23 protein-coding genes and 1 tRNA gene are annotated in these 23,480 nt (G+C 63.1%); 19 read left to right on the forward strand and 5 right to left on the reverse strand.

Annotated features, from left to right (window positions below; translation table 11 throughout):
* Positions 1–17: 17 nt before the first annotated feature.
* The 8 genes from QQK18_RS07780 to QQK18_RS07815 all read left to right on the forward strand — a co-directional run bounded on the left by QQK18_RS07780 (position 18) and on the right by QQK18_RS07815 (position 9,930).
* A complete protein-coding gene (locus QQK18_RS07780; protein WP_284339735.1) occupies positions 18–761 on the forward strand; it encodes a DeoR/GlpR family DNA-binding transcription regulator in 744 nt (247 codons plus the stop codon).
* A 318-nt stretch (positions 762–1,079) separates the two neighbouring features.
* A complete protein-coding gene (locus QQK18_RS07785) occupies positions 1,080–2,987 on the forward strand; it encodes an ABC transporter substrate-binding protein (protein ID WP_284339736.1) in 1,908 nt (635 codons plus the stop codon).
* A gap of 68 nt (positions 2,988–3,055) precedes the next feature.
* Positions 3,056–4,057, forward strand: a complete 1,002-nt coding sequence (locus QQK18_RS07790; protein WP_284339737.1) for an ABC transporter permease — start codon at positions 3,056–3,058, stop codon at positions 4,055–4,057.
* Complete coding sequence (locus tag QQK18_RS07795; RefSeq protein WP_284339738.1) at positions 4,054–4,971, forward strand: ABC transporter permease; 918 nt, start codon at positions 4,054–4,056, stop codon at positions 4,969–4,971. The genes QQK18_RS07790 and QQK18_RS07795 overlap by 4 nt, the downstream gene beginning before the upstream one ends.
* The gene (locus QQK18_RS07800) at positions 4,968–5,948 is read left to right on the forward strand and encodes an ABC transporter ATP-binding protein (RefSeq protein WP_284339739.1); all 981 of its coding nucleotides are present in this window, start codon (positions 4,968–4,970) and stop codon (positions 5,946–5,948) included. Before QQK18_RS07795 ends, QQK18_RS07800 begins: the two co-directional genes overlap by 4 nt.
* Positions 5,939–6,769 (forward strand): ABC transporter ATP-binding protein, encoded by an 831-nt coding sequence (locus QQK18_RS07805; protein ID WP_284339740.1) that lies wholly within the window; start codon positions 5,939–5,941, stop codon positions 6,767–6,769. The genes QQK18_RS07800 and QQK18_RS07805 overlap by 10 nt, the downstream gene beginning before the upstream one ends.
* A 49-nt stretch (positions 6,770–6,818) precedes the next feature.
* Positions 6,819–8,405: a DUF5060 domain-containing protein gene (locus tag QQK18_RS07810; protein ID WP_284339741.1), complete on the forward strand. Its 1,587-nt coding sequence runs from the start codon at positions 6,819–6,821 to the stop codon at positions 8,403–8,405.
* A 16-nt stretch (positions 8,406–8,421) separates the two neighbouring features.
* Complete coding sequence (locus QQK18_RS07815; protein WP_284339742.1) at positions 8,422–9,930, forward strand: DUF5060 domain-containing protein; 1,509 nt, start codon at positions 8,422–8,424, stop codon at positions 9,928–9,930.
* A gap of 6 nt (positions 9,931–9,936) precedes the next feature.
* Here QQK18_RS07815 and QQK18_RS07820 read toward each other — a convergent pair whose 3' ends face one another.
* From QQK18_RS07820 to chrA, 4 genes are all read right to left on the reverse strand, one after another.
* Positions 9,937–11,214, reverse strand: coding sequence for an arylsulfotransferase family protein (locus QQK18_RS07820; RefSeq protein ID WP_284339743.1), 1,278 nt, complete (start codon positions 11,212–11,214; stop codon positions 9,937–9,939).
* A gap of 3 nt (positions 11,215–11,217) precedes the next feature.
* Entirely contained in the window at positions 11,218–12,714 is a 1,497-nt protein-coding gene (locus QQK18_RS07825) for a sulfotransferase family protein (protein WP_284339744.1), read from the reverse strand.
* The gene (locus QQK18_RS07830) at positions 12,714–12,956 is read right to left on the reverse strand and encodes a hypothetical protein (RefSeq protein ID WP_284339745.1); all 243 of its coding nucleotides are present in this window, start codon (positions 12,954–12,956) and stop codon (positions 12,714–12,716) included. The genes QQK18_RS07825 and QQK18_RS07830 overlap by 1 nt, the downstream gene beginning before the upstream one ends.
* 259 nt (positions 12,957–13,215) lie before the next feature.
* Complete coding sequence (gene chrA / locus QQK18_RS07835) at positions 13,216–14,442, reverse strand: chromate efflux transporter (protein ID WP_284339746.1); 1,227 nt, start codon at positions 14,440–14,442, stop codon at positions 13,216–13,218.
* 202 nt (positions 14,443–14,644) lie between these two features.
* Between chrA and QQK18_RS07840 the strand changes: the two genes are divergently transcribed.
* Positions 14,645–15,034 (forward strand): VOC family protein, encoded by a 390-nt coding sequence (locus QQK18_RS07840; protein WP_284339747.1) that lies wholly within the window; start codon positions 14,645–14,647, stop codon positions 15,032–15,034.
* A 112-nt stretch (positions 15,035–15,146) separates the two neighbouring features.
* Here the strand turns inward: QQK18_RS07840 and QQK18_RS07845 are convergent.
* Positions 15,147–15,236 (reverse strand) — tRNA-Ser (locus tag QQK18_RS07845).
* Between the two features lie 398 nt (positions 15,237–15,634).
* Between QQK18_RS07845 and QQK18_RS07850 the strand changes: the two genes are divergently transcribed.
* The 10 genes from QQK18_RS07850 to QQK18_RS07895 all read left to right on the forward strand — a co-directional run bounded on the left by QQK18_RS07850 (position 15,635) and on the right by QQK18_RS07895 (position 23,402).
* On the forward strand, positions 15,635–16,417 hold the full coding sequence (locus QQK18_RS07850) for an MBL fold metallo-hydrolase (RefSeq protein ID WP_284339748.1): 783 nt from the start codon (positions 15,635–15,637) through the stop codon (positions 16,415–16,417).
* 224 nt (positions 16,418–16,641) lie between these two features.
* Positions 16,642–17,316 (forward strand): 50S ribosomal protein L21, encoded by a 675-nt coding sequence (locus tag QQK18_RS07855; RefSeq protein WP_284339750.1) that lies wholly within the window; start codon positions 16,642–16,644, stop codon positions 17,314–17,316.
* Between the two features lie 11 nt (positions 17,317–17,327).
* Positions 17,328–17,594: a 50S ribosomal protein L27 gene (gene rpmA, locus QQK18_RS07860; RefSeq protein WP_284339751.1), complete on the forward strand. Its 267-nt coding sequence runs from the start codon at positions 17,328–17,330 to the stop codon at positions 17,592–17,594.
* 112 nt (positions 17,595–17,706) lie between these two features.
* Entirely contained in the window at positions 17,707–18,435 is a 729-nt protein-coding gene (locus QQK18_RS07865) for a Type 1 glutamine amidotransferase-like domain-containing protein (RefSeq protein ID WP_284339752.1), read from the forward strand.
* A complete protein-coding gene (locus QQK18_RS07870) occupies positions 18,362–18,892 on the forward strand; it encodes a GNAT family N-acetyltransferase (RefSeq protein WP_284339753.1) in 531 nt (176 codons plus the stop codon). Before QQK18_RS07865 ends, QQK18_RS07870 begins: the two co-directional genes overlap by 74 nt.
* A complete protein-coding gene (locus tag QQK18_RS07875; protein ID WP_284339754.1) occupies positions 18,889–19,413 on the forward strand; it encodes a GNAT family N-acetyltransferase in 525 nt (174 codons plus the stop codon). Before QQK18_RS07870 ends, QQK18_RS07875 begins: the two co-directional genes overlap by 4 nt.
* Positions 19,410–19,946 (forward strand): GNAT family N-acetyltransferase, encoded by a 537-nt coding sequence (locus QQK18_RS07880; RefSeq protein ID WP_284339755.1) that lies wholly within the window; start codon positions 19,410–19,412, stop codon positions 19,944–19,946. The genes QQK18_RS07875 and QQK18_RS07880 overlap by 4 nt, the downstream gene beginning before the upstream one ends.
* Positions 19,943–20,986 carry a GTPase ObgE gene (gene obgE, locus QQK18_RS07885; protein ID WP_284339757.1) on the forward strand — a complete coding sequence of 348 codons (1,044 nt, stop codon included), beginning with the start codon at positions 19,943–19,945 and terminating at the stop codon, positions 20,984–20,986. The genes QQK18_RS07880 and obgE overlap by 4 nt, the downstream gene beginning before the upstream one ends.
* Positions 20,983–22,125 carry a glutamate 5-kinase gene (gene proB / locus QQK18_RS07890; protein ID WP_284339758.1) on the forward strand — a complete coding sequence of 381 codons (1,143 nt, stop codon included), beginning with the start codon at positions 20,983–20,985 and terminating at the stop codon, positions 22,123–22,125. Before obgE ends, proB begins: the two co-directional genes overlap by 4 nt.
* Entirely contained in the window at positions 22,122–23,402 is a 1,281-nt protein-coding gene (locus QQK18_RS07895) for a glutamate-5-semialdehyde dehydrogenase (RefSeq protein ID WP_284339759.1), read from the forward strand. Before proB ends, QQK18_RS07895 begins: the two co-directional genes overlap by 4 nt.
* Positions 23,403–23,480: the final 78 nt, after the last annotated feature.

Below are 23,480 nucleotides of genomic sequence, written 5' to 3' on the forward strand. Positions count from 1 at the left end.
TGGCAGAGCCTCGGCGCATGAAGATCCTCGAATGGCTGCAGGAAGAGGGTAGCGCCCGGGTGCGCGACTTGTCGGCGGCTTTTGCCGTATCGGAAGCGACGATACGTCAGGATCTCGAGCGACTCGATGCCGACGGCTACATCACCCGCGAGCACGGTGGTGCCTATTTGCGCTCGGTGCCACAGCAGGTGCAATCCATGTCGCTGCAGCACGTCCAGAACATGGACAAGAAACTGCGGATCGGGATGGCTGCGGCTTCTCTTGTTGGCGATCACGAAACGATTATCATCGATTCCGGCACCACCACCACACAGTTTGCCGAGAACCTGAAGAGCCGGCACGACCTCAACATCATTACCAACGCCCTCAATATCGCCCTGATCCTGGGCGGCATTCCGACCAACACGGTTCATATGCCGGCAGGCCAGTTCAAGGCGCCGACACTATCGTTGAGCGGCGAGAAATCTGCCGATTTCTTCGTCGGCATCTATGCGCAAAAGCTGTTCCTGGCGACGGCCGGCGTCTCCTTCGAAGCCGGCCTTACCTACCCGGCCATCGGCGACATCTACGTCAAGCGCGCCATGGTCAAGGCAGCGTCACATATCTATCTCCTCGCCGATTCCACCAAGATCGGGCGCGTTTCCTTCTCCGCCCTCGGCGGCGTCGAAATCGTCCACACCCTCATCACCGATGATGGCATCTCCGATGCCGACCGCGCCGAGTTCGAGCGGCGTGGCGTAGAAGTCATTCTCGCCGACTGACCTCCTGCTGACTTCATTTGCGTCTTCCTTCGATCCGCTCCGGGCTGCACGCATGGAGGGCATTGACATCGCATCTTTCCACACATATTCGTAATAAATCGCAAGGAAAGCGAAATTTACCGCAAACCTGCGAGGCGCGTGATTGGGTGCGCGCGAAAGGATCCGTAGGGAGTTGCCGTAGGAGGCGGCAGCACGCCTGTTTGAAGGCGAGCGCTCGAGTGCCGTGATCGGCCCGCGGGCTTCCTGGACAATCACCCATTTTCACGGACCGGCGCCGCGCAACCCCGCGTCCTGCTGGTCAAAGAGGGAGGAAAGAACATGGCACGGCTCGGCCGCTACCTGTTGGCGCCGCTGATGGGCGCCTTGATGACCACCACCGGTTTGGCGCAGGGCGCGATGACCGATGTCGGAACGCCGCGCAGCGAAACGCTGATCGTCCAGACGTTCGACGGGCGCGCGGCCAACGCATCGGCGCAGAATCCGATGAACGCCTATGCCATCTGGCGCGGCTTCCGCGAGCTTGGCTGGAGTTGGCTATGGGAAATGGACACCGCTACCGGCGAGTCCTATCCCGAACTGGCGGCTGGGCCCGCAGAAGTGCTCAATGACGAGCACACCCAGTTCCGGGTGAAGCTGCGCGAAGGTGTCTATTGGAGCGACGGCACCGAGTTCACGGCCGACGACGTGATCTACTCGCTTGAGACCTATATCAAATACCGCGAGCAGCTCGGCCGCGTGGCGGTGATCGCCAACTACGTGAAGAGCTGGAAGAAGGTCGACGACTATACCTTCGAGGTCGAGACCACCCGGCCCGCCTACGACTTCCAGACCGTGATGGGTGTCTATACCTGGGGCTCGCAATTCGTGATCGTGCCAAAGCACATCTTCGAGCCGCTCGGCGACGACGTCGTCACCTTCCAGAACACCAACGCAGTAACGCTCGGGCCCTACAGGATCAAGGAATTCGACCCCAACGGCTCCTGGCAGCTCTGGGAATTGCGCGAGGATTGGGAGCGTTCCGGCTGGGGGAACCTGGGGGAGCCCAAACCCAAATACGTCCTCTACAAGGACTTCGGCCCCGAGGAGACCCGCGCGCTCGCTTTCGTGCAGAACCAGTACGACGTCGATACCTTCATGAGCCCGGACAGCATCCAGGCCGCGCAGTCTCGTAATCCCAATATCGAAACCTTCTCGCCGACCTTCCCCTACCACGACATGAACGATGCCTGCTCCTACGGCATCTACATCAACCAGCAGCGCGCACCTTACGATATGCCGGAAGTGCGCTGGGCCCTGGCTCTCGCGCTCGACCTCCAGCAAGTCGGCATCTCCTCGATGAGCGGCCAGTTCAAGGCCGGCGCCCTGCCGCTGGCGGATACGCCGATCACCGGCCCGCTCTATTACGGACCGTTGCAATCGTGGCTCGAAGAGCTGACGCTGCCGGACGGCTACAAGCCCTACAACACCAACTTCGGCGCTGAGCTGGCCGAAACCCTCGCAGCTCAGGGCGTCGATGCCTCGCAGCTGCCGACGGGCGACGCCCTCGAAGCCGGCTTCGGCATGGGCTGGTGGAAGCATGACCCGGAAGAGGCCGCCAAGCTCTTGGAGTCGGTCGGCATCACCAAGGGTTCGGACGGGTTCTTCGCCCTGCCCGATGGCTCGCCCTGGGTACTGGAATTCGTCATTCCGGGCGATTGGAACAAGGTGCTGCAACGCATTGGCTTCTCGATTGCCGACAGCTGGCGCCAGGCCGGGTTCAACATCAATGCCCGCCAGGTGGACAACGGCGAATTTACCACTGTCCAGAACACCAATGCCCGCAACGAGCTGCAGATCAACTGGTCGAACTCGTGCACCTATAACGCCAACTGGCAGAACTCCTGGCGTCAGTTCGCAGAAACTTACGTCGAACCGGCGGACTCGACGGACGCGCTCAACGGCAACTTCATGCGCGTGACCGATCAGCGGATCTTCGATGTCGTCGCCGACAGCGCCAGGCTGCCGACGGATGACCCGCAGTTCCTCGAAAATGGTCGCGAGATCGCGAAATACCTGACGGAGGACATGCAGATGATCAATCTCATGAACATTCCGACCACGATCCCGACCAACAAGAGCTATTGGACGAACTTTCCCAAGCAGGACAACTTCTACGCTGCGCCCTACACCTGGTGGAGTTCCTTCAAGCAGACGGTGGTCAACATCGAACCGGCGAGCCCGCAGTAACCCGTCGACGGGTCGGGGCGGCCATTGTCCTCCAGGCCGCCCCTTCTCTTTCAGCCAAGGACTGACCAATGGGTGTTGTCGCCTACGTTGCCAAGCGGTTCGGACTCTATCTCGCCGTCCTGTTCATCGGACTGACGATCACGTTCCTGCTGCCCCGCCTGATGCCGATCAATCCGGTCGATGGCTATATCGGGCAGATCCAGAGCCGAGCCAGCGGCACGCTCACCCCCGAGGCCATCGCCGAAATGCGGCGCAACCTCGAAGAGCTCTATGGCCTCAAGGGCGATCTCCTGACCCAATACCTGTCCTACCTGAAACGCGTGGTGATCGATTTCGATTTCGGACCGTCCTTCACCTACTACCCGCAAAGCGTCTCGACCATGATCGTCACGGCTTTGCCTTGGACGCTCGGTCTTCTGCTGACCGCGACCGTCATCGCCTGGCTGCTGGGCAACATGGTGGGGCTGGTCGCGGGATACTTTCACAAGCGCAAGGCGGCCTCGATTCTCGAATTCGTGGGCATCCTGCTCTATCCGATCCCCTACTATATCCTTGCCGTCACGGTCCTGCTGACGCTTGCCTATATTTTCCCGATCTTCCCGCTCTCGCCGACTTTCCCGGTCGGGCAGATGACACCCGAGAAGGTGGGGATGATCATCTACAATTCCCTCCTGCCGGCGATCACGCTGGTGCTGGCGGGTTTTGGCTGGAACATCCTCAGTATGAAGGCGCTGGCGGTGGCAACCGCCGAAGAGCCTTATGTCACCTACGCGCGCTTGAAGGGCGCCTCGAACTGGACGCGCATGACGCGCTACGTGTTCCGCAATGCGCTGCTGCCGCAGGTGACGGCCCTCGCTCTTTCCCTCGGCATGGTGTTCAACGGCGCGCTCCTGACCGAGATCATCTTCTCCTATCCCGGCATCGGGCTGATCATGCGCACGGCCGCGACGGGCGGAGACTACAATGTCCTTTATGGCGCAATCACGCTGTCGATCCTCGCCGTCGCGACCGCCGGGCTGGTGATCGACCTTATCTATCCTCTTCTCGACCCGCGGATCCGGCGCAAATGAGCATCGATACGAAAGACGCCGATCCGGTCGAGTTGGTCATTGCCCCGTCGCCCGCCGTCGCGGAGCGCCGGTCAGGATCGAATCTCCTTTGGCTCCTCAATCCGCGCCTTGCCGTGGGCCTCGTCATCTTGGCGGTCATGGGGCTCGGCAGCTTCATCTTGCCCGTCTTTGCACCGGCCGATCCGTCCATCCAGGCGACATATATGCGCAACCTCCCCATGTCGGGCGTCCATTGGCTGGGGACCAATGCGCTGGGGCAGGACATTTTCTGGTTCCTGGTTTTCGCGGTGCGCAACTCGCTGGCGCTAGGCATCGTCGTCGCCTGCGGCGTCACCCTCGTCGCGAGCGTGATCGGGCTCAGCGCCGGTTATATCGGCGGACGGTTCGAACGTCTGGTGATGCTGATCGTCGACACCTTCATCACTATCCCGCTGCTGCCGATCCTTATCATTCTCGGCGCGCTCATCCGTGGAAACACGTCCTTTTTCACGGTGGGGCTGATCATCATCATCTTCGGCTGGGCCTGGGACGCGCGCACCGTGCGGTCCATGGCACTGTCGCTGCGCGAGCGCGAATTCATCAACATGGCCCGCTTCTCGGGCGCCAATACCTTCGACATCCTCGCCAAGGAAATCTTGCCCTATGTGTCGGCGTATATCCTCGTCGGCTTCATCAATACCGTGCTCTTCGCCATCAACACCGAGGCGACGCTGGCTGTGATCGGTCTTTCCAAGGTGGAGGTACCGACGCTCGGATCCATCATCTTCTGGGCCTTGAGCTACAATGCGCTCTTTACCGGGCACTATCCCTGGATCGTGGGGCCCATCGTCGCGACCGTCACCCTGTTCCTCGGCCTGTTCCTGACCTCGACGGGGTTCAACCAGGCCTTCGCCAGCAAGCGTGGTGTTTCATGATCCGCCTCAACAATGTGGTCGCCCGTTATCGCACCGGGCGCGGCTCGATCAGTGCCGTCGATGGCGTCGACATCACCATTCCCGATGGCTGTGTTCTTGGCGTTGCGGGGGAGTCCGGCTGCGGCAAGTCGACTTTGATGAAGGTCATCTATGGCGACGTGCTGTCACCCATGTCCCTGGCCCAGGGCTCGATCGACTACGGCTTTGCCAACGATCGCGGCGACAAGGTCACCAGCGACAATATCCAGCGCGAGTGGTTCAAGCGCATTTCCTACGTCCCGCAGAGTTCGATGAGCTCGCTCAATCCGGTCATCAAGATCGGCAGGCAGTTCACCGACTTTCCGGGCCACGAGCCGGACAAGCGCAAGGTGATGGGTGAGGTCAAGGCTTACATTGGCAAGCTGGGCCTGCCGGTCGAGGCGCTCGATGCCTATCCGCACCAGCTTTCCGGCGGCATGCGCCAGCGCATGATGATCGCACTCGCAACCTTCTTCCAGCCCGACATCATCCTTGCCGATGAGCCGACGACTGCGCTCGACGTGGTGGTGCAGAAGGAGATCCTGATGCTCCTGATGGAGCTGCAGGAGGAGATGGGCAACACCATCATCCTCGTCTCGCACGACATGGGCGTGCACTACCAGATCACCCACCGCATGCTGATCATGTATGCGGCTAAGGCGGTGGAATATGGCGATAGCGACAGCGTCTTCGAGGCGCCGCTCCATCCCTATACGCGGCTCCTGATCAGCTCGCTGCCCACGATCGGCGACGACCGGGCGCGCCAGGGCATTCCAGGCAGTCCGCCCAGCCTCTGGGGCGAGTTGCGCGGATGCCGCTTCGCGGCGCGCTGCCCGCTCGCAACCGACAAATGCCGGGCGGTGGAACCGCCGCTGGTCGAGCACAAGCCGGGCCACTTTGCCGCCTGCCACTACGCCGGCGCCGAGATTCCCACCTCGGGAGAACCGACATGGCAGTGATTCTTCACACGGAAAATCTCAACAAGACCTATCGCCTGGGCGGGCTGGGGCGTGCCAGGCACATCCAGGCGCTCGACGACGTCAATATCAAGGTCGAGAGCGACCAACCGGCCATCATCGCGGTGGTTGGGGAATCGGGGAGCGGCAAGACGACGCTTGCCAAGACCCTGTTACGGCTGGTCGAGCCAAGTTCGGGGCAGGTGACGGTTTACGACCGGTTGGTCGCGGGGCGGGGATCGAAGCCGGGCAAGCGGGAATTCCTCGGTTCCATCCAGCCGATTTTCCAGAATCCGTTCGAGGCCTTCAGCCGCTATCGGCCCGTCGATGCCTATCTCGAGGAAACGGCGACGCGCGTCGCCGGACTTTCGGGCCGGGCCGTTGTCGACGCGCTCGAACATGCGCTCAGCGCCGTCGGCCTCGACTATGCCGATGTCCGGGGTAAATACTCCAACCAGTTCTCGGGCGGCGAGTTGCAGCGCATCTCGGTCGCCCGCGCGCTGATTCCCGAGCCGAGCCTGATCGTTGCCGACGAGCCGGTGAGCATGATCGATGCCTCACGCCGCATGATCATCATCAACCTGTTCAAGCGGCTTCGCGACGAGGCAGGGCGCAGCTTCCTCTATATCACCCACGACCTCGCCACGGCCTATTACATCAGCGACTACGTCGCCGTCATGAACAAGGGACAGGTGGTCGAGTTCGGCCGAGCCGGCGAGGTGATGTCCAACCCGCAGCACGGCTATACGCGCCTCCTCCTCGATTCCATCCCCACCACCCGCAGCCGCTGGCGGCCAAGGCCCGCGGCAGCGCCCGCCCACTAACCTTGTATCAGCGGGCCGAGAGGCGCCGCCTCCACAAACGGGAACTGACATGAGCACCACTACCAATGCCAGCGGCGAGGTTTCGCTGTGGGGCTTGTTCGAACTCGTCCTCGAAGGCCCCTCAGAGGGTAATCCGTTCCTCGACGTCGATCTGGCCGCCACCTTCCGCCAGACCGATCGGCAGATTCGCGTCACCGGCTTCTACGACGGCGACGGCACCTATCGCGTCCGTTTCATGCCCGAGGCGGAGGGTCAATGGACCTATGAAACGGCAAGCAACGTCAAGGAGCTCGACGGCACTACCGGATCGGTTTCGATCGGGGCAGCCAAGCCGGGTGACCACGGGCCGGTGCGGGCCGACGGTTTGCATTTCCGCTACGCCGACGGCACCCGCTACATCAACATCGGCACCACCGCCTATGTGTGGAACCTGCAGGGCGATGAACTCGAGGAGCAGACGCTGGCAACCCTCACCGAGGCGCCCTTCACCAAAATCCGCATGTGCGTCTTTCCCAAGCACTACCGCTACAACCAGAACGAGCCGGAGCGATATCCTTTCGCACTGCTGAAGAAGGGAGCGAGCAAGTGGCCCGCCAAGATCGAGGACTCGGACTGGGAGTTCGATTTCGATCGGCCCGATCCCGCCTATTTCCGGCATCTCGAAAAACGCTTCGGTGAGCTTGCAGCGATCGGCGTCGAAGCGGACCTAATCGTCCTCCACCCCTACGACCGCTGGGGCTTCTCACGCATGAGCCCGGAGCAGGACGACCGTTACCTGCGCTATCTTGTGGCGCGGCTTGCCGCCTTTCCCAACGTCTGGTGGTCGATGGCCAATGAGTACGACTTCATGGCCAGCAAGTCGCTCGACGACTGGAACCGCATGATCGACGTCGTTGCCGACACCGATCCGCACGGTCACCTTCTGTCGATCCACAACGGATTTGCACCCTTCGACTACAGCCATAAGAGGATCACGCATGTCAGCATCCAGCGGCCTTATACGGAGCGCTCGATCCTCTGGCGCGAAGAGTTCGGCAAGCCGGTTTCGGTCGACGAGTGCTGCTATGAGGGCGACATCGCCGAAAACTGGGGCAACATCAGCGGCCAGGAACTTGTGCACCGGTTCTGGATGGGCACGGTCAACGGCGGCTACGTCACGCATGGAGAGACCTACTACAACGAGGATGAGACCCTCTGGTGGGCCAAGGGCGGCAGGCTCACCGGAGAAAGCGTTCAGCGCATCGCGTACTTGAAACGCATCCTCGAGGAAGCTCCGGACGAGGGTCTCGATCCCGTTCCCAACAGCAGCTTCCACCGCATCCTCAAGAAAGGGATCGACAACGTCACCCTGCCCGAGCTCCTGGGCCCGGCGCCGGGTGAGGAGGACTGGACGCCCGCGCGTCTCCAGCATCCGACGGCCGGGCAGCCGCACCGCTATTACCTCAGTTATTTCGGCCTCAACCAGCCGCGCGAGGTGCAGGTCGCCGTGCCGCCGGGCGAGCGCTATGCGGCAATGCTCATCGATACCTGGGGCATGACCAAGACGATGGTCGGCGAGGGTGTCGAGCGCGGCGACGTGCTGAACATTCCGGCAAAGCCCTATCAGGCGCTCCTGCTGCGCCGGATAAGCGATTGACCAACAGCGAGCACCGATGATGAACGCCACTATCGCCAGATGGGACATGTTCGAGCTTGAGCTCGAAGGACCGACCGACGGCAACCCCTACCTCGAGGTCAGCCTCGAGGCGACTATCACGCAAGGCGACCGCAGCATCCGCGTGCCCGGCTTTTATGACGGCGACGGCCGCTACCGCATCCGGTTCATGCCCGACGCCGAAGGCGAATGGACCTACACCACCTCCTCCTCGACTCCCGCCCTATCCGGCAGGACCGGCGCCCTGACCGTCACCGCCGCCCGCCCGGGCATGCATGGCCCGGTGCGGGTACGCAATGGTTTCCATTTCGCCCACGCCGACGGCAAGCCGTACCTCCCCTTCGGCACGACCTGCTACGCCTGGACCCACCAGCCCCTGGCCCTGCAGGAGGAGACGCTGGCAACGCTTTCGCAAGCCGGCTTCAACAAGATCCGCATGGGGGTGTTTCCCAAGAACTACCCCTTCAACGTCAACGAGCCGCTCCAGGACATCTTCGAGCGCAACGCCGACGGCAATCTCGATTTCGACCGGCCCAACCCGGAAGCGTTCCGGCACTTCGAGCAGCAACTGGGGCGGCTGCGCGAGATGGGGATTGAAGCCGACATCATCATCTTTCACCCCTATGACCGCTGGGGCTACGCCGACATGTCCGCCGATGAGGACTATCGCTATGTCACCTACCTCGCGGCCCGGCTGGCCGCTTATTCCAATGTCTGGTGGTCGCTTGCCAACGAATACGACTTCCTGCTCGACACCAAGCCGATGGAGCAGTGGGACCGCTATTTCGCCATCCTCGAGGAGAACGACCCTTACGGGCACCTCAGGTCCATCCACAATGGCGACGTGCGGATGAACTACGACCATACCAAGCCCTGGGTCACCCATGTCTGCATCCAGAACTGGGACGTCAAGCGCACGCCCGAATGGCGCGAGCAGTACGGCAAGCCGGTCGTCAACGACGAGCCCGAATATGAGGGCAACATCTGGCCGGCCTGGGGCAACATCTCTGCAGAGGAGCTTGTGCACCGCTTCTGGGTGACGCTGATGCGCGGAGGCTATGCCGGCCATGGCGAGACCTATGCGCACCCCGACGACATCATCTGGTGGGCCAAGGGCGGCAAGCTCTATGGTGAGGCGTGGAAGCGGATCGCGTTCCTGCGTCAGGTGCTGGAAGAGGATGCCGTGGAGGGTCTCACCCCCCTCGGCGGACCCGAGACGTGGCCATGGAGCCGCGTGTCGGGCGCCCGCGACGGCAATGTGCGCTACATCTATTTCGGCGAGCATCAGCCAGCCCAGTGGACCAGTGGATTGCCGCAAGAGGACGGCGACTACCAGGTCGACATCATCGACACCTGGAACATGACCATCACCCCGGCCGAAAGGATCGCGCCGATTATCCCGCATCCAACCCGTCACGGCGCTGTGGTGCGTGGCGGCAAGCCCGACGCCGCCTTCGGCGTCAAGCTGCCGGGCCGGCCGCACCTGGCGATCAGATGTCGCGGGTAAGGCCAATCACATTGGCGAAGGGCAGCGCGGTGCGCCGTTCGCAAAGAAGTCGGACGGAACATACCGGGCCTCGGTGGCAACGAGGTTATGCTCGTCGTCCCAGACCATATGCCGCTCCCAGACAAGCTCGCCTTCGGGCGTGATCTCAAGGACGCGCCCGCCTTCCGCCTCAGTCAAAAGGATATTGCCGTCGGGCAAATACTGGTGCTTGCCGCGGCGCCAGCTATAGAAGGGCACGGCATCCGACCCCGCAAAGACCGTCTCGACTTCATCCTCGCCCGGGCGGATCTTGAGGATCCGGCTTTTATCCGTGCCGGTGTTGTTGTCGTAGACCGTGATCGTTCCGTCGGGCTGGAAGTCCGGATCGTGCTGCTTGAACCACGGCCCGTGACGCCACCACTTCAGGCGCCCCGTATCCGGGTCGGCGACGGCAACGAGGTTGAGCTCCCTGAGGCTGAACAACACGTCCCCGGCCTCGAACATCGGGAAGGCATCGGCGATGTCCGCACGCAACGCCTCGGCATCATTGGGGTGGAATGGATCGTCCATATAGCGGATATCTTCGTCGGCGGTTTCAGGCGTGCGCGTGCGGATATTGAACGTCGCCTTCTGCGCATCGTCGTCGACAGCGATCATGTCCTTGACATCGAGCTTTTTGACGGTTTCACCGGTCTCCTCGTCCAGCCAGGTAATAACATCGCCCTCCCAGGTCACCAGATGGCCTTCGCCGTCGCGGGTAATGGCATGACTGAAAGCGCCGATCCGATTCCACATCGTCGCCCCGCAGGCGTCGACCCGGGCCATGGCGCCGCCGGAATCGAAGGTCACCACCACCGAGCCGTCCTCGAACACCTCCATGCCATGCAGCATGACGTTCTGCGGCTTGTGGTTTTCGTTGAACTGCGCGTAGCGGATCGGCCAGCGATGGACCTCGTTTCCGGCCCCGTCGTAGAGCGTGACCGAATGGAAGGATTCGTCCTGATGCTGGCTGAGGCCGGAAACGAGGATGTAGCCCTCGGCGGCCGCGCCCGTCAGAGCGCCGGAGAATCCCCGCTCGGGCCCCGCGTTGGCGCCGCCGGGAACGATCAGGTGCCGGGTGGGCTCGAGCGCCAGGTCGTTCCGCCAATTCTCGGCGATATCGAGATAGGTGCGGTGCGCGAGACCGATCTGCGGCGCGGGGAACCATCCCCACCACGACGACACGGTACCGTAGACAACGGCCATGATCACGATCGACACAACGAACAGCGTTGAGCCCATACGGTCCGCGATTGCTTGTCTCACTACTCAGACAGCCTTTCTATCGATTTGCATCGGCTGCAGCGCGCGCTCGATAAGGGCCGCGTGCAGCTCACCCGCGCGCCGCAGCAGGTCCAGCGAGGCGCCGGGCAGCGCGGGCGCGGCCTTGGGTGAACGGAACATGCCCAATGCCGAGAGGAGTGCCGCCTTGTCGTCGAGGCCGAGGGCCTCGGCCAAGAGCGGCAGGTGGAGAACGGGATGCGTGCTCAGCGCATCATGGTCGACGAAAATGGCCGCAGCCGGCGCCGTACGCAGCACATGCTCATAAGCGGCGATCCAATAGCCCAGCCAATAGTCCGCATGCTCGGCCCCTTCCGCACTTTCCGGGCCACCCGGAAAGGCGATCGGCCGCAGCGCCGCCCCGAACTCAAAGTGCCCGATCCCCTCCATATACTGGCGCGCGAAGCGGTCGCGGGCATGCAGGTCCAGGAACCGCCGGTGCTGGCGCATCAATGAGGCGACGTGGGCGACCGGATCGCGAACCGGGATCAGCACCTGCGCGTCGGGAAAGGCCGCCAGGATCAGCGGCAGCCGTGCGATATTGGCATTGTTCTTGGAGAGGTACCGATGAGCGCCTGGCCGGCCGGCGACGACCTTCTTCATGTGCCGGGCAAGGAATGCCTCGTACTCCGGGTAGCGGTCCTTTTCGGTCCAGATTTCGATGTGACCGTTCGCATAATGCTCGCGCCAGAAAGCCATCCAGATCATCTCTTCGAAGGCTTCGGGGCTGTCGAGATTGACCGCGATCCCGTCGCCATGTGCCCGCTCGGCCTTCTCGCCGGCCTTATAGAAAAGACCCGAAACCCGACCCCAGAGGAGCGGCGCCATGGTGAAGGGCATGTTGCGATAGGTGGCGGAGGCGAACTCTTTATGGGCGGCCAGGAGCTCCAGGAGGATCGTCGTTCCGGCGCGCGCCAGCGAGGTGACGAACACCGGCCGCTCGGCCCGCGTTGCGGCAATGGTGCGATCCCACAATTTGTCTTCGATCGAAGCGAGCCTGATCTGGCGCGCCGGCGAAGCGAAGGCATAATTGTGCAGCGCCTTGTCGAGCGGCGAATAGGGCACCTCTGCTCCCCCGACGTCCGATTTCGCTTCGGCACCGGGTTTGCGGCCAACCTTGGCAAGCAACAGCCAGAGCGCAATGCCGCCTACGGTCGACCAGAGGATGAACGACCAGCTCATCGCGATCCCGACCGCCGTTGCGAGGCTGAAGAGGCCGATGAGACTGCCCCCGACCACGAACAGCGCCGCGGCAAGGCACGCCGCCGCACCGATCGCAACGAGGACCAGCAGGTTCTTGAGCATCAGGAGGGTGGCGCGCTGGGCGTGCTTTTCCTTGGCCTCGTCATCGAGATCCGGATCCGCCATCGCACCAATGGCGTTCTGTGCGGTGCCGAGCATGGCAACGACGTGACGCCGCACGCTCAGCCCTTCCAGAACCGCAATGAAAGCAACGAGCCCCGCGACCAGCGCGGCGACAGCCATCACTTAGGCGTATCCGCCTGGTCCGCGGTTCGGCTTCTTCGCAGGATACGTTTCAGGGGGTACCAGACGAAACCGGCAATGGCCAATACGACGACGGCGACCACCGCAACCATGGTTCCAATGGCGGTGAGCCCGGCACCCGGGCCGACATAGGCAAAGGCTGGTGGGGAGAACAGCAAGGCGGCGGCAAATGCAGCCAAAGCAGGACCGGTCACGGCACTACGGGTGGCCTGCAAGGACATGGCAGAGTTCCTTCAAGCTTGAGATATTTTCGGCACGGAATGCACCAGACAACAAAGTTCTTCTTCAACGCAGATTGCTTACATCTGTTCCCGCGTTGGCTCTCGAACGCTCGAACCACGGGAACGTACGTCAACTTCGCCGCCTATCGTGGCACCAACATGGGCCTATCGTGGCATGATCATGATCCGACACGAGAATTGACTTGCAGCGCGCGCCGTGCGCCTACAGCCCCCTTGGCAAGCATTCGCGCTGCCAGCTCTAGATAAACCCGATAAGGACCCCGCCGATGGCGGCAACGATCACCACGATCCAGGGCGATGATTTCCAGGCCATGAGCAGGACAAAGCAGGTCAGGGCCAGCGCGAACTCGTATGGCCCGAGGATCGCACTTGTCCACACGGGCTGATAGAGGGCAGCGCCCAGAATACCGACGACGGCCGCATTCGCTCCGCGCATCAACGCCTGCGCGGCAGGTCTGGCACGGAATGCATCCCAGAACGGAATGACTCCGATGAGCAGCAGGAGACCCGGCAGGAAGATTGCAATGAGAGCGATCGCCGCGCCGATGAGCCCATTAGGCTCCGGTCCGAGGACCGTTCCGAGATAAGCAGAAAAGGTAAAAAGCGGGCCCGGCACCGCCTGGGCGGCGCCATAACCGGCAAGAAACTGGTCCGCCGACACCCAGCCCGTGCGCACGACCTCCGTTTGGAGCAGCGGCAACACCACATGCCCGCCGCCGAACACCAGGGATCCGGCCCGGTAGAAGGAATCGAAGACAGCAAGCCCCTGCGCTTGCGTGGTAGCAACGAGCGCCGGAAGGCCGAACAGCAACGCGAAGAACAGGACCAGCGCCGTTGCCCCGGCCGTGCGCGAGACCGGGAAGGTCACGTGCCCGGTAATCGCCTCCCCTTTTGTCCGGCAGAGCCACAGCCCCGCCAGACCACCGGTGACGATGGCGGCGATCTGACCCAGCGAGCCCGAAACGAAGACGACAATGAGCACGGCCGCAAGCGCAATGGTCGCCCGTTCCCGGTCGGGACAGAGGGTCCTGGCCATCCCCCAGACGGCCTGGGCAACGATGGCGACGGCGACGACCTTGAGGCCGTGGATGACGCCGGTCCCGACCGGTCCACCAAAGGCTCCGGCGCCGAACGCAAAGAGCACCAGCAGGATCGCCGAGGGCAGCGTAAACGCCGTCCAGGCGGCCGCGGCGCCCAAAGGACCACCGCGCAGAAGTCCGAGCGCGAAACCCACCTGGCTCGACGCCGGCCCTGGCAGGAACTGGCAGAGGGCAACGAGATCGGCATAGCCCTTCTCATCGATCCAGCGCCGGCGAACGACCAGTTCCTCGCGGAAATAGCCGAGATGCGCGATCGGTCCGCCAAAGGACGTCAGCCCGAGCTTGAGGAAGGCGGCAAAGACCTCTCCCTGACTTCCCCCTCGATTGTGCGCACGTGCAGGTGCCTCCGCTGTCGTCTCATCCATCGGTCATTGCCTCGCCTGCGAATCCCGTCCTGACGCGGCGGCGTGATGGACCGGTAATACTCCGAGTGATCGGAAGCTGCTGAGCGAACGCTTCTGGATGAAGTCGGCCGCGCGGCTGGTAATCGTCTGCGGATTTTTGAAATACGTCGGGATGGTCAGGAGGCATTATACAGCCATCCGCAAAGCTCAAGAGGAGCAAACGATGACGAACAATGTAAGCATGCGCAACACGGTTGTTTGGTTCGATATTCCTGTCACCGACTTGGATCGCGCGATCCGCTTCTATGAAGCGGTGACCCAATCTGAGATGAAGCCCTTGGCGCTGGAAAATGGTGACGAGACGGCGCTGTTTGCCTCGCAAAACGGCGGTGTGACGGGCAGCTTGTACAAATCTCCCGAGGACAAGCCTTCAGAATTCGGTTCTCGAGTCTATCTGAACGCCGAGCCGAGCATCGACGACTGGATCGAACGCGTCAAATCCGCCGGCGGCCGCATTGTGGTCGAAAAGACGGAAATCCCCGGCGTCGGAGGCTATTTCGCCTATTTCATCGACTCTGAAGGCAATCGCGTTGGGCTTAGCGCCAGGCAGTAGTCAGCGCGAAATATTGCTTGTCGCGGCGCGAACCGCCTTCGTGTGCCAGTGGCGCCTGAACTTCAGGTTCGCATCGCGTAGGCCCGCCTCCGGGCCGAACACAGATGTCGAGTGGCGGAGAGGGAGGGATTCGAACCCCCGATAGAGTTGCCCCTATGCCGCATTTCGAGTGCGGTGCATTCAACCGCTCTGCCACCTCTCCGCGAGGCCGTCATTCCGCTCGGGTGACCAAGCGGCCGGTCGACAAGATCGGGCTTATGGCATAGCAATTTGCCTGCCGCAACACCCCATTTGTGTATGCCGGGTTTGCCTTGCAAGGCTCATGGAGAACCGATGCCGCAGCCCCTGTTTGTCTACGGCATACTGCGCAACCCCAATACTCTCGCCGCCGGCCGTTTACCATCGCTCGGAATGCTTCCGACTGAACGCTCTAGGAATGGATCGTGCGCTACAAGGCCGGGATGCTGGCCGACATGGCGCTTTGCGATCACAAAACCGTTGATCGCTGACGCTCGCCGCAATTGGGCCGACAACACGATGCCATGCTGACACGAGGGCGTCGTTCGGCGCCCTATTTGGGATTTTTGAGGAGCTGAGAATATGATACGGCGGCGTGATGTTGTTTTGGCACTGTCGGCCCTGCCGGCAGTTCAGCTGGCGGGCGCGGCCCTTGTTCCGGCACTGGCACAAACGGAGGCGCCGGCGATGGACGGTGACACCATCGACACGTCGCAGGGCCCCCTCGTCATTCATCCGGTCGATCATGCGAGCCTGCTTCTCGCCTGGGGAGGACACGTGATCTACGTCGACCCCGTAGGCGGAGCCGAGGCCTATACCGACCTGCCGGCACCGACCGGCATCCTCATCACTCACGAGCATGGCGACCATTTCGACCTGCCGACACTCGAGGCGATCGGCGGCAAGGCACCGCTGGTGACCAACCCTGCCGTCTTCGACATGCTGCCCGAGGCAATGAAGGAGCGCGCTACGGCCGTTGCCAACGGCGAGAGCGGCAGCATCAGCGGTATTCAGCTGCTGGCGATCCCTGCCTACAACACCACGCCCGAGCGCCAGCAATACCACCCGAAAGGCCGCGACAACGGCTATATCCTCACCTTTGCCGACAAGCGCGTCTATATCGCCGGCGATACCGAGGACACCGAGGAGATGCGCGCCCTTGCCGGCATCGAAGTGGCGTTCATACCCATGAACCTGCCCTATACCATGAGCGTTGAGCAGGCCGCCGACGGCGTCAACGCCTTCCAGCCGCGGATCGTCTACCCTTATCACCACCGTGGCAGCGATCTCTCCGTGTTCGAGGAGCAGGTCCAGCCGCTGACCGAGGTCCGCATCGCCAACTGGTACCCGGGAGGGGAAAGCTAAACCCCGGAAAGGCTTGACTCGCGGGGCGTTTCAAAGGATAAGCCGCATCCGAATGCGTGCCGGCTCCCGTCGGCGCGCGCTCGTTCATGAAACCGCTGCTCGAGGCCGCCTGCCGGAGTGTCCGGCGCGAATTCCTTGAAGCCCGCAGGATTATAGGCAATGCCTGCGGCGCCACAGGGCGCGACAGAACAAGGACCGGAACGCATACGTTCCGGTTGATGGATATGACTTTTGCTGTGATCAAGACCGGCGGCAAACAATACAAGGTCGCCGCCAACGACGTTCTCAAGGTTGAAAAGATCGAGGCCGAGGCCGGCTCGATCGTCACCTTCGATCAGGTGCTGATGGTGGGCGACACCGTCGGCACGCCGCTGGTGGACGGTGCGCTCGTTGCCGCCGAGCTGGTGGAGACCAGGAAGCAGAAGACGGTCATCGTCTTCAAGAAGAACCGTCGCCACAATTATCGCCGCCGCAATGGCCACCGTCAGTTGCTCTCGACCGTGCGCATCACCGAGATCCTGACCGGCGGCAAGAAGCCGTCTTTGAAGGCCGCGACCAAGGCCGAGAAGACCGAGACTGTCGCCGAGGCCAAGCCCGCCAAGGCGCCGGCCAAGAAGGCCGAAACCAAAGCCGAAGCGCCCGCCGCCGAGGCCGCGCCCGCCGCGAACTTCAAGGACGACGTCAAGCAAATCGGCGGCGTCGGACCGGCACTCGAGAAGAAGCTCGCCGCCGCCGGCGTTACCAGCCTGACCCAGATCGCCGCCTGGACCGACGAAGACGTCGCCCGGTTCGATGCGGAACTGAACTTCAAGGGCCGCATCGAGCGCGAGGAGTGGATCGACCAGGCCAAGGATCTCATCGCCGGCAAGCCCCCGCGCGCCAAGGCGGACAAGGAATAAGGAGCTAGAAGATGGCACACAAGAAAGCAGGCGGTTCCTCCCGCAACGGTCGCGATACGGCCGGCCGTCGTCTCGGCGTCAAGAAGTTCGGCGGCGAATCCGTCGTTGCCGGCAACATCATCGTGCGCCAACGCGGTACCAAATGGCATCCCGGCACGGGCGTGGGCCTGGGCAAGGACCACACGATCTTTGCCCTCGTCGACGGCAATGTCTCGTTCAAAACCCGAGCCAACTCCAAAGTCTTCGTGTCCGTTGACCCGGCAGAGGCCGCCGAATAACCCGGCATGGACCTCATCCCTGCCGGAGACCACTCCCCGGCAGGCGATTTAAAGCCAGTAGGATACAAAGGGGAGCCGGTCATCGGTTCCCCTTTTTCGTTGGAGAAGCCAGATGCGGCTTTATCTTTCATCCTATCGGCTCGGCAACGCAGTCGATGAACTCCTCGGGCTCATAGGCAGCGGCCGACGTGCGCTCGTCGTCACCAACGCCCTCGACACCATTCCGCCCGAGCGGCGTGAAGCCCACCGCAGAACCGTCTACGATCCGGTGGCGGCATTTGCCGACCTCGGGATTGCTGCCGAACTCTGGGACCTGCAGGATACCGACGGGGGGTCGGCCGCAATTACCCGCGCCCTCGAGACATGCGACCTCGTCTGGGTGATGGGCGGTAACTGCTTCGTCCTGCGGCGGGCCATGAAGAAGAGCGGTTTCGATGCCGCCATCCGCGAGGCGCTCACCGCAGACGCCCTCGTCTATGGCGGTTTCAGTGCCGGCGCGGTCACGGCAACGCCGACCTTGCGTGGCATCGAACTCATGGACGATCCTTATGGCGTCCCGGCCGGCTACGATCCCGAAATCGTCTGGGAAGGTCTCAATCTCGTCGATTTCTCCATAGTGCCGCATTTCGAATCCGATCATCCGGAAGCCGCGAGCGCCAAGGTCACCGCCGAGCGATTGACGCGGCTGGGCCTGCCCCACCGTACGCTCCGTGACGGGGAAGCCATCGTTGTTGAGAGAGAAGAGTTGAGACTTGTTGGAGGGAGCAATGACCGGACTGCGCGACGCCCTGCCGGCAACGATCCGGACCGACCGCCTGACCCTTGCCGCGCCGCGGCTTGAGGACCTGGCCGAACTGGTGCCGCTCGCCAACAATGAGAACGTGACGCGCTGGACGGCGCGCATGCCCTACCCCTATGGCCATGCAGACGGTGTCGACTTCGTCGAAAACATCGCCACCGGCGCCGGCGAGCGTCCCTACGCCATCCGCAACGAAACCGGCGCCTTCGTCGGCATTGTCAGCCTGATGTTCCCGAGCGATCGCCCCGAGCTCGGCTATTGGCTGGGCGAACCCTTCTGGGGTCGCGGCTATGGCAGCGAGGCGGTCTCGGCCTTGCTCGACACAACCCGGGCGACCGGGCTTGCTCCGGTTGTCGAAGCCCGCGCCCTTGCCCACAATCGCGCTTCCCTGCGGGTTCTCGAAAAGCAGGGCTTTGTGCGTGTAGAGGAAGTCGTCGGCGACTGCGGCCGCAACCAGGGGAGGCTCATCGTCTACCTCGAACTGGACTTCGAGCGATGACCCTGTCCCTCAAGACAAAGCGGCTGGTCCTGCGCGCACCCCGGCTGGAAGACACCGACGCCATCGCCGAGGGCGTCGGCGACTACGAGGTCGCGCGGTTCTTGACGGCCGTGCCGCACCCCTATTCGCGCAAGATGGCGCGCGACTGGCTCGCCGGAGCGCCGCAGAATACGCCCGAGCGCAACTGCTTCATCATCGAGCTCGAGGGGTCCGGCCTCGTCGGCTGCATCTCGCTTTTGAGCGAGCTGGGCTATTGGATCGCAAGGCCCCATTGGGGCAAAGGCCTGGTGACCGAGGCAGCGGCGCGGCTCATCTCCTGGCATTTCACCGAGACGCAGACTGAGGAGATGCACTCGAGCGCCCATGTCGACAACGTCGCTTCTCTTGCCGTGCAGAAAAAGCTCGGCTTCGTCGAGCACGGCCGATCCTACCGCTTCTCGCAGGCGTGCCAGCACAACATAGAGCATGTCGAAACCCGGTTGACGCGATCGGCGTTCATCGAGCGCGGATGGATGCAATGAGCCCGACGCTTGAAACTGCCCACTTCCTCCTGCGCCCGCCGGTCATGGACGACGCGGGCAATATCGCCACCTATCTCAACGACTTCGCCGTTTCGGGCAATCTGGCGCGCGTACCCTTCCCCTACCGGAGGATCGATGCCGAGGCGTGGCTCAAGACCCGGCGGCCCGGCTTGCCGCCGGCCGAGACCAATTTCGCCATCGATCTGCCGGGAGAAGGGTGCGTTGGCGTCGTTGGCTTCCACCAGGGCGTCAATGGCACCATCCTTGGCTACTGGCTCGCCCGTCCCTTCTGGGGCCGTGGCATCATGACCGAGGCAGCCGGCGCTGCCCTTGACTGGTTGTTCGAAGCCACCGATACGCAGACGGTTCTCTCGGGCGTCTTCCACTTCAACACGGCTTCGATGAAGGTCCAGGAGAAGCTCGGCTTTACCGTGACCGGCCGCTCGAGCCTCCTCTGCCTTGCGCGCGGCGTCGAGGTGGAGCATATCGACACGCAACTGACGCGCGGCGCCTGGAAGGCTGGCAAAAGATGAAATTCCTCGATCAGGCCAAGATCTATATCCGTGCCGGCGACGGCGGGGCCGGATGCGTCTCTTTCCGGCGCGAAAAGTTCATCGAGTTCGGCGGGCCGGACGGGGGCAATGGCGGGCGCGGCGGCGACGTCGTGGTCGAGTGCGTCGATGGGCTCAATACCCTCATCGATTACCGTTACCAGCAGCATTTCAAGGCGGCCAAGGGCGGCCATGGCATGGGCAAGAACCGCACCGGCGCCGATGGCAAGGACTCTGTTCTCAAGGTTCCCGTCGGCACGCAGATCCTCGAGGACGACCAGGAGACCCTGATCGCCGACATGACCGAGGTCGGCCAGCGCGTCGTGCTGTTGAAAGGCGGCAATGGCGGCTTCGGCAACGCCCATTTCAAGACCAGCTCAAACCAGGCGCCACGCCATGCCAACCCCGGTCAGGAAGCGGTCGAGAAGTGGATCTGGCTGCGTTTGAAGCTCATCGCCGATGCCGGGCTCGTCGGCTTGCCCAATGCCGGCAAGTCGACGTTCCTCGCCGCCGTCTCGGCCGCCAAGCCCAAGATCGCCGATTACCCCTTCACCACGCTTCATCCCAATCTCGGCGTCGTCAGCATCGGCGGCAGCGATTTCGTGCTCGCCGATATTCCCGGCCTCATCGAAGGGGCGAGCGAAGGCGCCGGGATCGGCGACCGCTTCCTTGGCCATATCGAGCGGTGCGAGGTGCTGATCCACCTCATCGACGGCACGCAGGAGGATGTGGCCGGCGCCTACCGCACCATCCGTTCCGAACTCGGGCTTTATAAAGAGGACCTCGTCGAGAAGGCCGAGATCGTGGTGCTCAACAAGGTCGACGCCATCGCCCCCGAGGAGTTGAAGGACAAGGTCCGGGCGCTGCGCAAGGCCAGCAAGCTGGAGGTCCACGAGGTTTCCGGAGCAACCGGCAAGGGTGTGGACGGGGTGCTCTACGCCGTTGTGCGCACCTTGGAACAGGCTCGCGCCGACAAGGCTGAAGCCGCGAGACGCAAGGCCCAGGGGGCCTGGGCCCCGTGACCGCTGGTCCTATTGCGCCCTATAGGCGCATCACCATCAAGATCGGCTCGGCCCTTCTCGTCGACGGTGCGACGGGCCGCCCGCGATCGGCCTGGCTCGACGCACTGGCCGAAGATCTCGCCGTCCTCAAAAACGAAGGCCGCGAGCTCGTCATCGTATCGTCGGGAGCCATCGCCCTCGGCCGGCACATCCTCAGGCTCGATGCGGTTTCGCTCTCGCTCGAGCAGAGCCAGGCGGCCGCCAGCGTCGGCCAGATCGCGCTGTCCGAGGCCTGGAGTCACGCCTTCTCGCAACATGGCATCGTGACCGGCCAAATCCTCATCACGCCCAACATCACCGAGGAACGCCGCTACTACCTCAACGCGCGCACCACCATCTCCACCCTTCTCGCCATGGGGGCTGTGCCCATCATCAACGAGAACGATTCGGTTGCCACCGCAGAAATCCGCTATGGCGACAACGACCGCATTTCGGCCCGGGTTGCCACCATGATCGAGGCGGACCTGCTGGTGCTGCTCTCGGATATAGACGGGCTCTATACGGCCCCGCCGGCCAAGGACCCGCAGGCGCGCCATATCGCCGAGATCGCCGCCATCACGCCCGCCATCGAAGCCATGGCCGGCGGCGCGGCCAGTCACTTCTCTCGCGGCGGTATGACCACCAAGATCGAGGCCGGCAAGATCGCCACAAAGGCCGGCACCGCCATGATCATCGCCAGGGGCACCGAGGACCATCCTATCGGGGCCCTTGCACAAGGCGCCCGCCATACGCTCTTCCAGCCGGCCCAGAGCCGCGGCCAGGCTCGCAAGCGCTGGATCATGGGCTCGCTTGCCGTCGCCGGCAGCCTCACCCTCGATGCCGGTGCCGTCAAGGCGCTGCTGACCGGCAAGTCGCTGCTGCCGGTCGGCGTCACCAAGGTTTCGGGCGAGTTCGAGCGAGGCGATGCCGTCACCATTCTCGATCCCAACGGCCGCGAGATCGCCCGTGGGCTCGTCGGCCTCGACAGCGACGACGCCCGCCTCGTCAAGGGCAAGAAGGGCCCGGTCGTGCAGCAGATGCTGGGCTTCGATACCCGCGCCGAACTGGTGCACCGGGACAATCTGGTGCTATTGGCCGGTGAGACGGAGGAAGTCGAATGAGCGCGCTCGAGAAGAACCAGACCCTCGCCGAGCTGATGACTGATATGGGCACCAGGGCCCGCGCGGCCGCCCGCTTGCTCGCAACGGCAAGTGCCGAGAGCAAGCATGCTGCCCTCATCGGGGCGGCGGAGGCCGTTCGCCGCCGCGCCGACGATATCCTTGCTGCCAACGTGCTCGACATGGAAGCGGCCGAGAAGAAAGGCATCTCCAAGGCCTTTCTCGACCGCCTGTTGCTGACGCGTCCCCGGCTCGAGGGCATTGTCGAGGCGCTGCGCACCATTGCCGAGCTGCCCGACCCCGTCGGTTCGGTCATTGCCGAATGGGACCGGCCCAACGGTCTCCATATCGAGCGCGTGCGCACGCCCCTCGGCGTCATCGGCGTCATCTTTGAAAGCCGACCCAATGTCACGGCGGACGCCGGCGCCCTTTGCCTCAAATCGGGCAACGCCGTGATCCTGCGCGGTGGCTCGGACAGCTTCCATTCCTCACGCGCGCTCGTCGAGTGCCTCTGGCAGGGGCTGGAACAGGCGGGCCTGCCGCGCGATGCCGTGCAGATCGTGCCGGTCACCGACCGCGAGGCGGTCGGCGAGATGCTGAAGGGCCTGAGCGGCAATATCGACGTCATCGTGCCGCGCGGCGGCAAGGCGCTTGTTGCCCGCGTCGAGGCTGAGGCGCGTGTGCCGGTCTTTGCCCACCTCGAAGGCATCGTCCACGTCTACATCGACAAATCCGCCGACCTCGACAAAGCAGTGACCGTCACCCTCAACGCCAAGATGCGCCGCACCGGCATCTGCGGAGCGGCCGAGACCTTGCTCGTCCACCACGACGTCCTCGGCACCCACCTTCTGCCCATTCTCGAAGCCTTGATGGCAAGGGGCTGCGAGATCCGTGGCGACGAAGACGTGCTGGCGCGCCTGCCCTCCGCCAGGCCCGCCACCGAGGAGGATTGGCGCACCGAATACGAGGACGCCATAATTTCGGTCAAGGTCGTCGACAGCGTCGCCGAGACCATCGCCCACATCGAGCGCTATTCCTCCCACCACACCGAGGCGATCATCGCCGAGGATCCGGTTGCGGTCGAAGAGTTCTTTGCCGGAATCGATTCGGCCATCCTCATGCACAACGCCTCGACCCAGTTCGCCGACGGCGGCGAGTTCGGCTTCGGCGGCGAGATCGGCATTGCTACCGGCAAGATGCATGCGCGCGGACCCGTTGGCGTCGAGCAACTGACGAGCTTCAAATACCGCGTGCGCGGCAACGGTCAGACGCGGCCATGACGAGAGAGGGATACGCAAGAGTGGGAACCGGGTTTTCGCGGAAGAACCGGCGACAACAAAAAACCAAGGCGCGCGATT

This window comes from Devosia nitrariae, from assembly GCF_030160115.1.
Lineage (GTDB): Bacteria > Pseudomonadota > Alphaproteobacteria > Rhizobiales > Devosiaceae > Devosia > Devosia nitrariae.

Excerpts from the sequence above, each read along its gene's own strand:
- QQK18_RS07830 (WP_284339745.1), bottom strand. The coding sequence starts at position 12,956 with ATGTCCTTGCAGGCCACCCGTAGTGCCGTGACCGGTCCTGCTTTGGCT.
- QQK18_RS07800 (WP_284339739.1), top strand. The coding sequence starts at position 4,968 with ATGATCCGCCTCAACAATGTGGTCGCCCGTTATCGCACCGGGCGCGGC.
- rpmA (WP_284339751.1), top strand. The coding sequence starts at position 17,328 with ATGGCACACAAGAAAGCAGGCGGTTCCTCCCGCAACGGTCGCGATACG.
- QQK18_RS07825 (WP_284339744.1), bottom strand. The coding sequence starts at position 12,714 with ATGGCTGTCGCCGCGCTGGTCGCGGGGCTCGTTGCTTTCATTGCGGTT.
- QQK18_RS07850 (WP_284339748.1), top strand. The coding sequence starts at position 15,635 with ATGATACGGCGGCGTGATGTTGTTTTGGCACTGTCGGCCCTGCCGGCA.
- QQK18_RS07875 (WP_284339754.1), top strand. The coding sequence starts at position 18,889 with ATGACCCTGTCCCTCAAGACAAAGCGGCTGGTCCTGCGCGCACCCCGG.
- QQK18_RS07870 (WP_284339753.1), top strand. The coding sequence starts at position 18,362 with ATGACCGGACTGCGCGACGCCCTGCCGGCAACGATCCGGACCGACCGC.
- QQK18_RS07815 (WP_284339742.1), top strand. The coding sequence starts at position 8,422 with ATGATGAACGCCACTATCGCCAGATGGGACATGTTCGAGCTTGAGCTC.
- QQK18_RS07895 (WP_284339759.1), top strand. The coding sequence starts at position 22,122 with ATGAGCGCGCTCGAGAAGAACCAGACCCTCGCCGAGCTGATGACTGAT.
- QQK18_RS07840 (WP_284339747.1), top strand. The coding sequence starts at position 14,645 with ATGACGAACAATGTAAGCATGCGCAACACGGTTGTTTGGTTCGATATT.
- QQK18_RS07790 (WP_284339737.1), top strand. The coding sequence starts at position 3,056 with ATGGGTGTTGTCGCCTACGTTGCCAAGCGGTTCGGACTCTATCTCGCC.
- QQK18_RS07865 (WP_284339752.1), top strand. The coding sequence starts at position 17,707 with ATGCGGCTTTATCTTTCATCCTATCGGCTCGGCAACGCAGTCGATGAA.
- QQK18_RS07780 (WP_284339735.1), top strand. The coding sequence starts at position 18 with ATGAAGATCCTCGAATGGCTGCAGGAAGAGGGTAGCGCCCGGGTGCGC.
- QQK18_RS07795 (WP_284339738.1), top strand. The coding sequence starts at position 4,054 with ATGAGCATCGATACGAAAGACGCCGATCCGGTCGAGTTGGTCATTGCC.
- chrA (WP_284339746.1), bottom strand. The coding sequence starts at position 14,442 with ATGGATGAGACGACAGCGGAGGCACCTGCACGTGCGCACAATCGAGGG.
- QQK18_RS07880 (WP_284339755.1), top strand. The coding sequence starts at position 19,410 with ATGAGCCCGACGCTTGAAACTGCCCACTTCCTCCTGCGCCCGCCGGTC.
- QQK18_RS07785 (WP_284339736.1), top strand. The coding sequence starts at position 1,080 with ATGGCACGGCTCGGCCGCTACCTGTTGGCGCCGCTGATGGGCGCCTTG.
- obgE (WP_284339757.1), top strand. The coding sequence starts at position 19,943 with ATGAAATTCCTCGATCAGGCCAAGATCTATATCCGTGCCGGCGACGGC.
- QQK18_RS07810 (WP_284339741.1), top strand. The coding sequence starts at position 6,819 with ATGAGCACCACTACCAATGCCAGCGGCGAGGTTTCGCTGTGGGGCTTG.
- QQK18_RS07805 (WP_284339740.1), top strand. The coding sequence starts at position 5,939 with ATGGCAGTGATTCTTCACACGGAAAATCTCAACAAGACCTATCGCCTG.
- QQK18_RS07855 (WP_284339750.1), top strand. The coding sequence starts at position 16,642 with ATGACTTTTGCTGTGATCAAGACCGGCGGCAAACAATACAAGGTCGCC.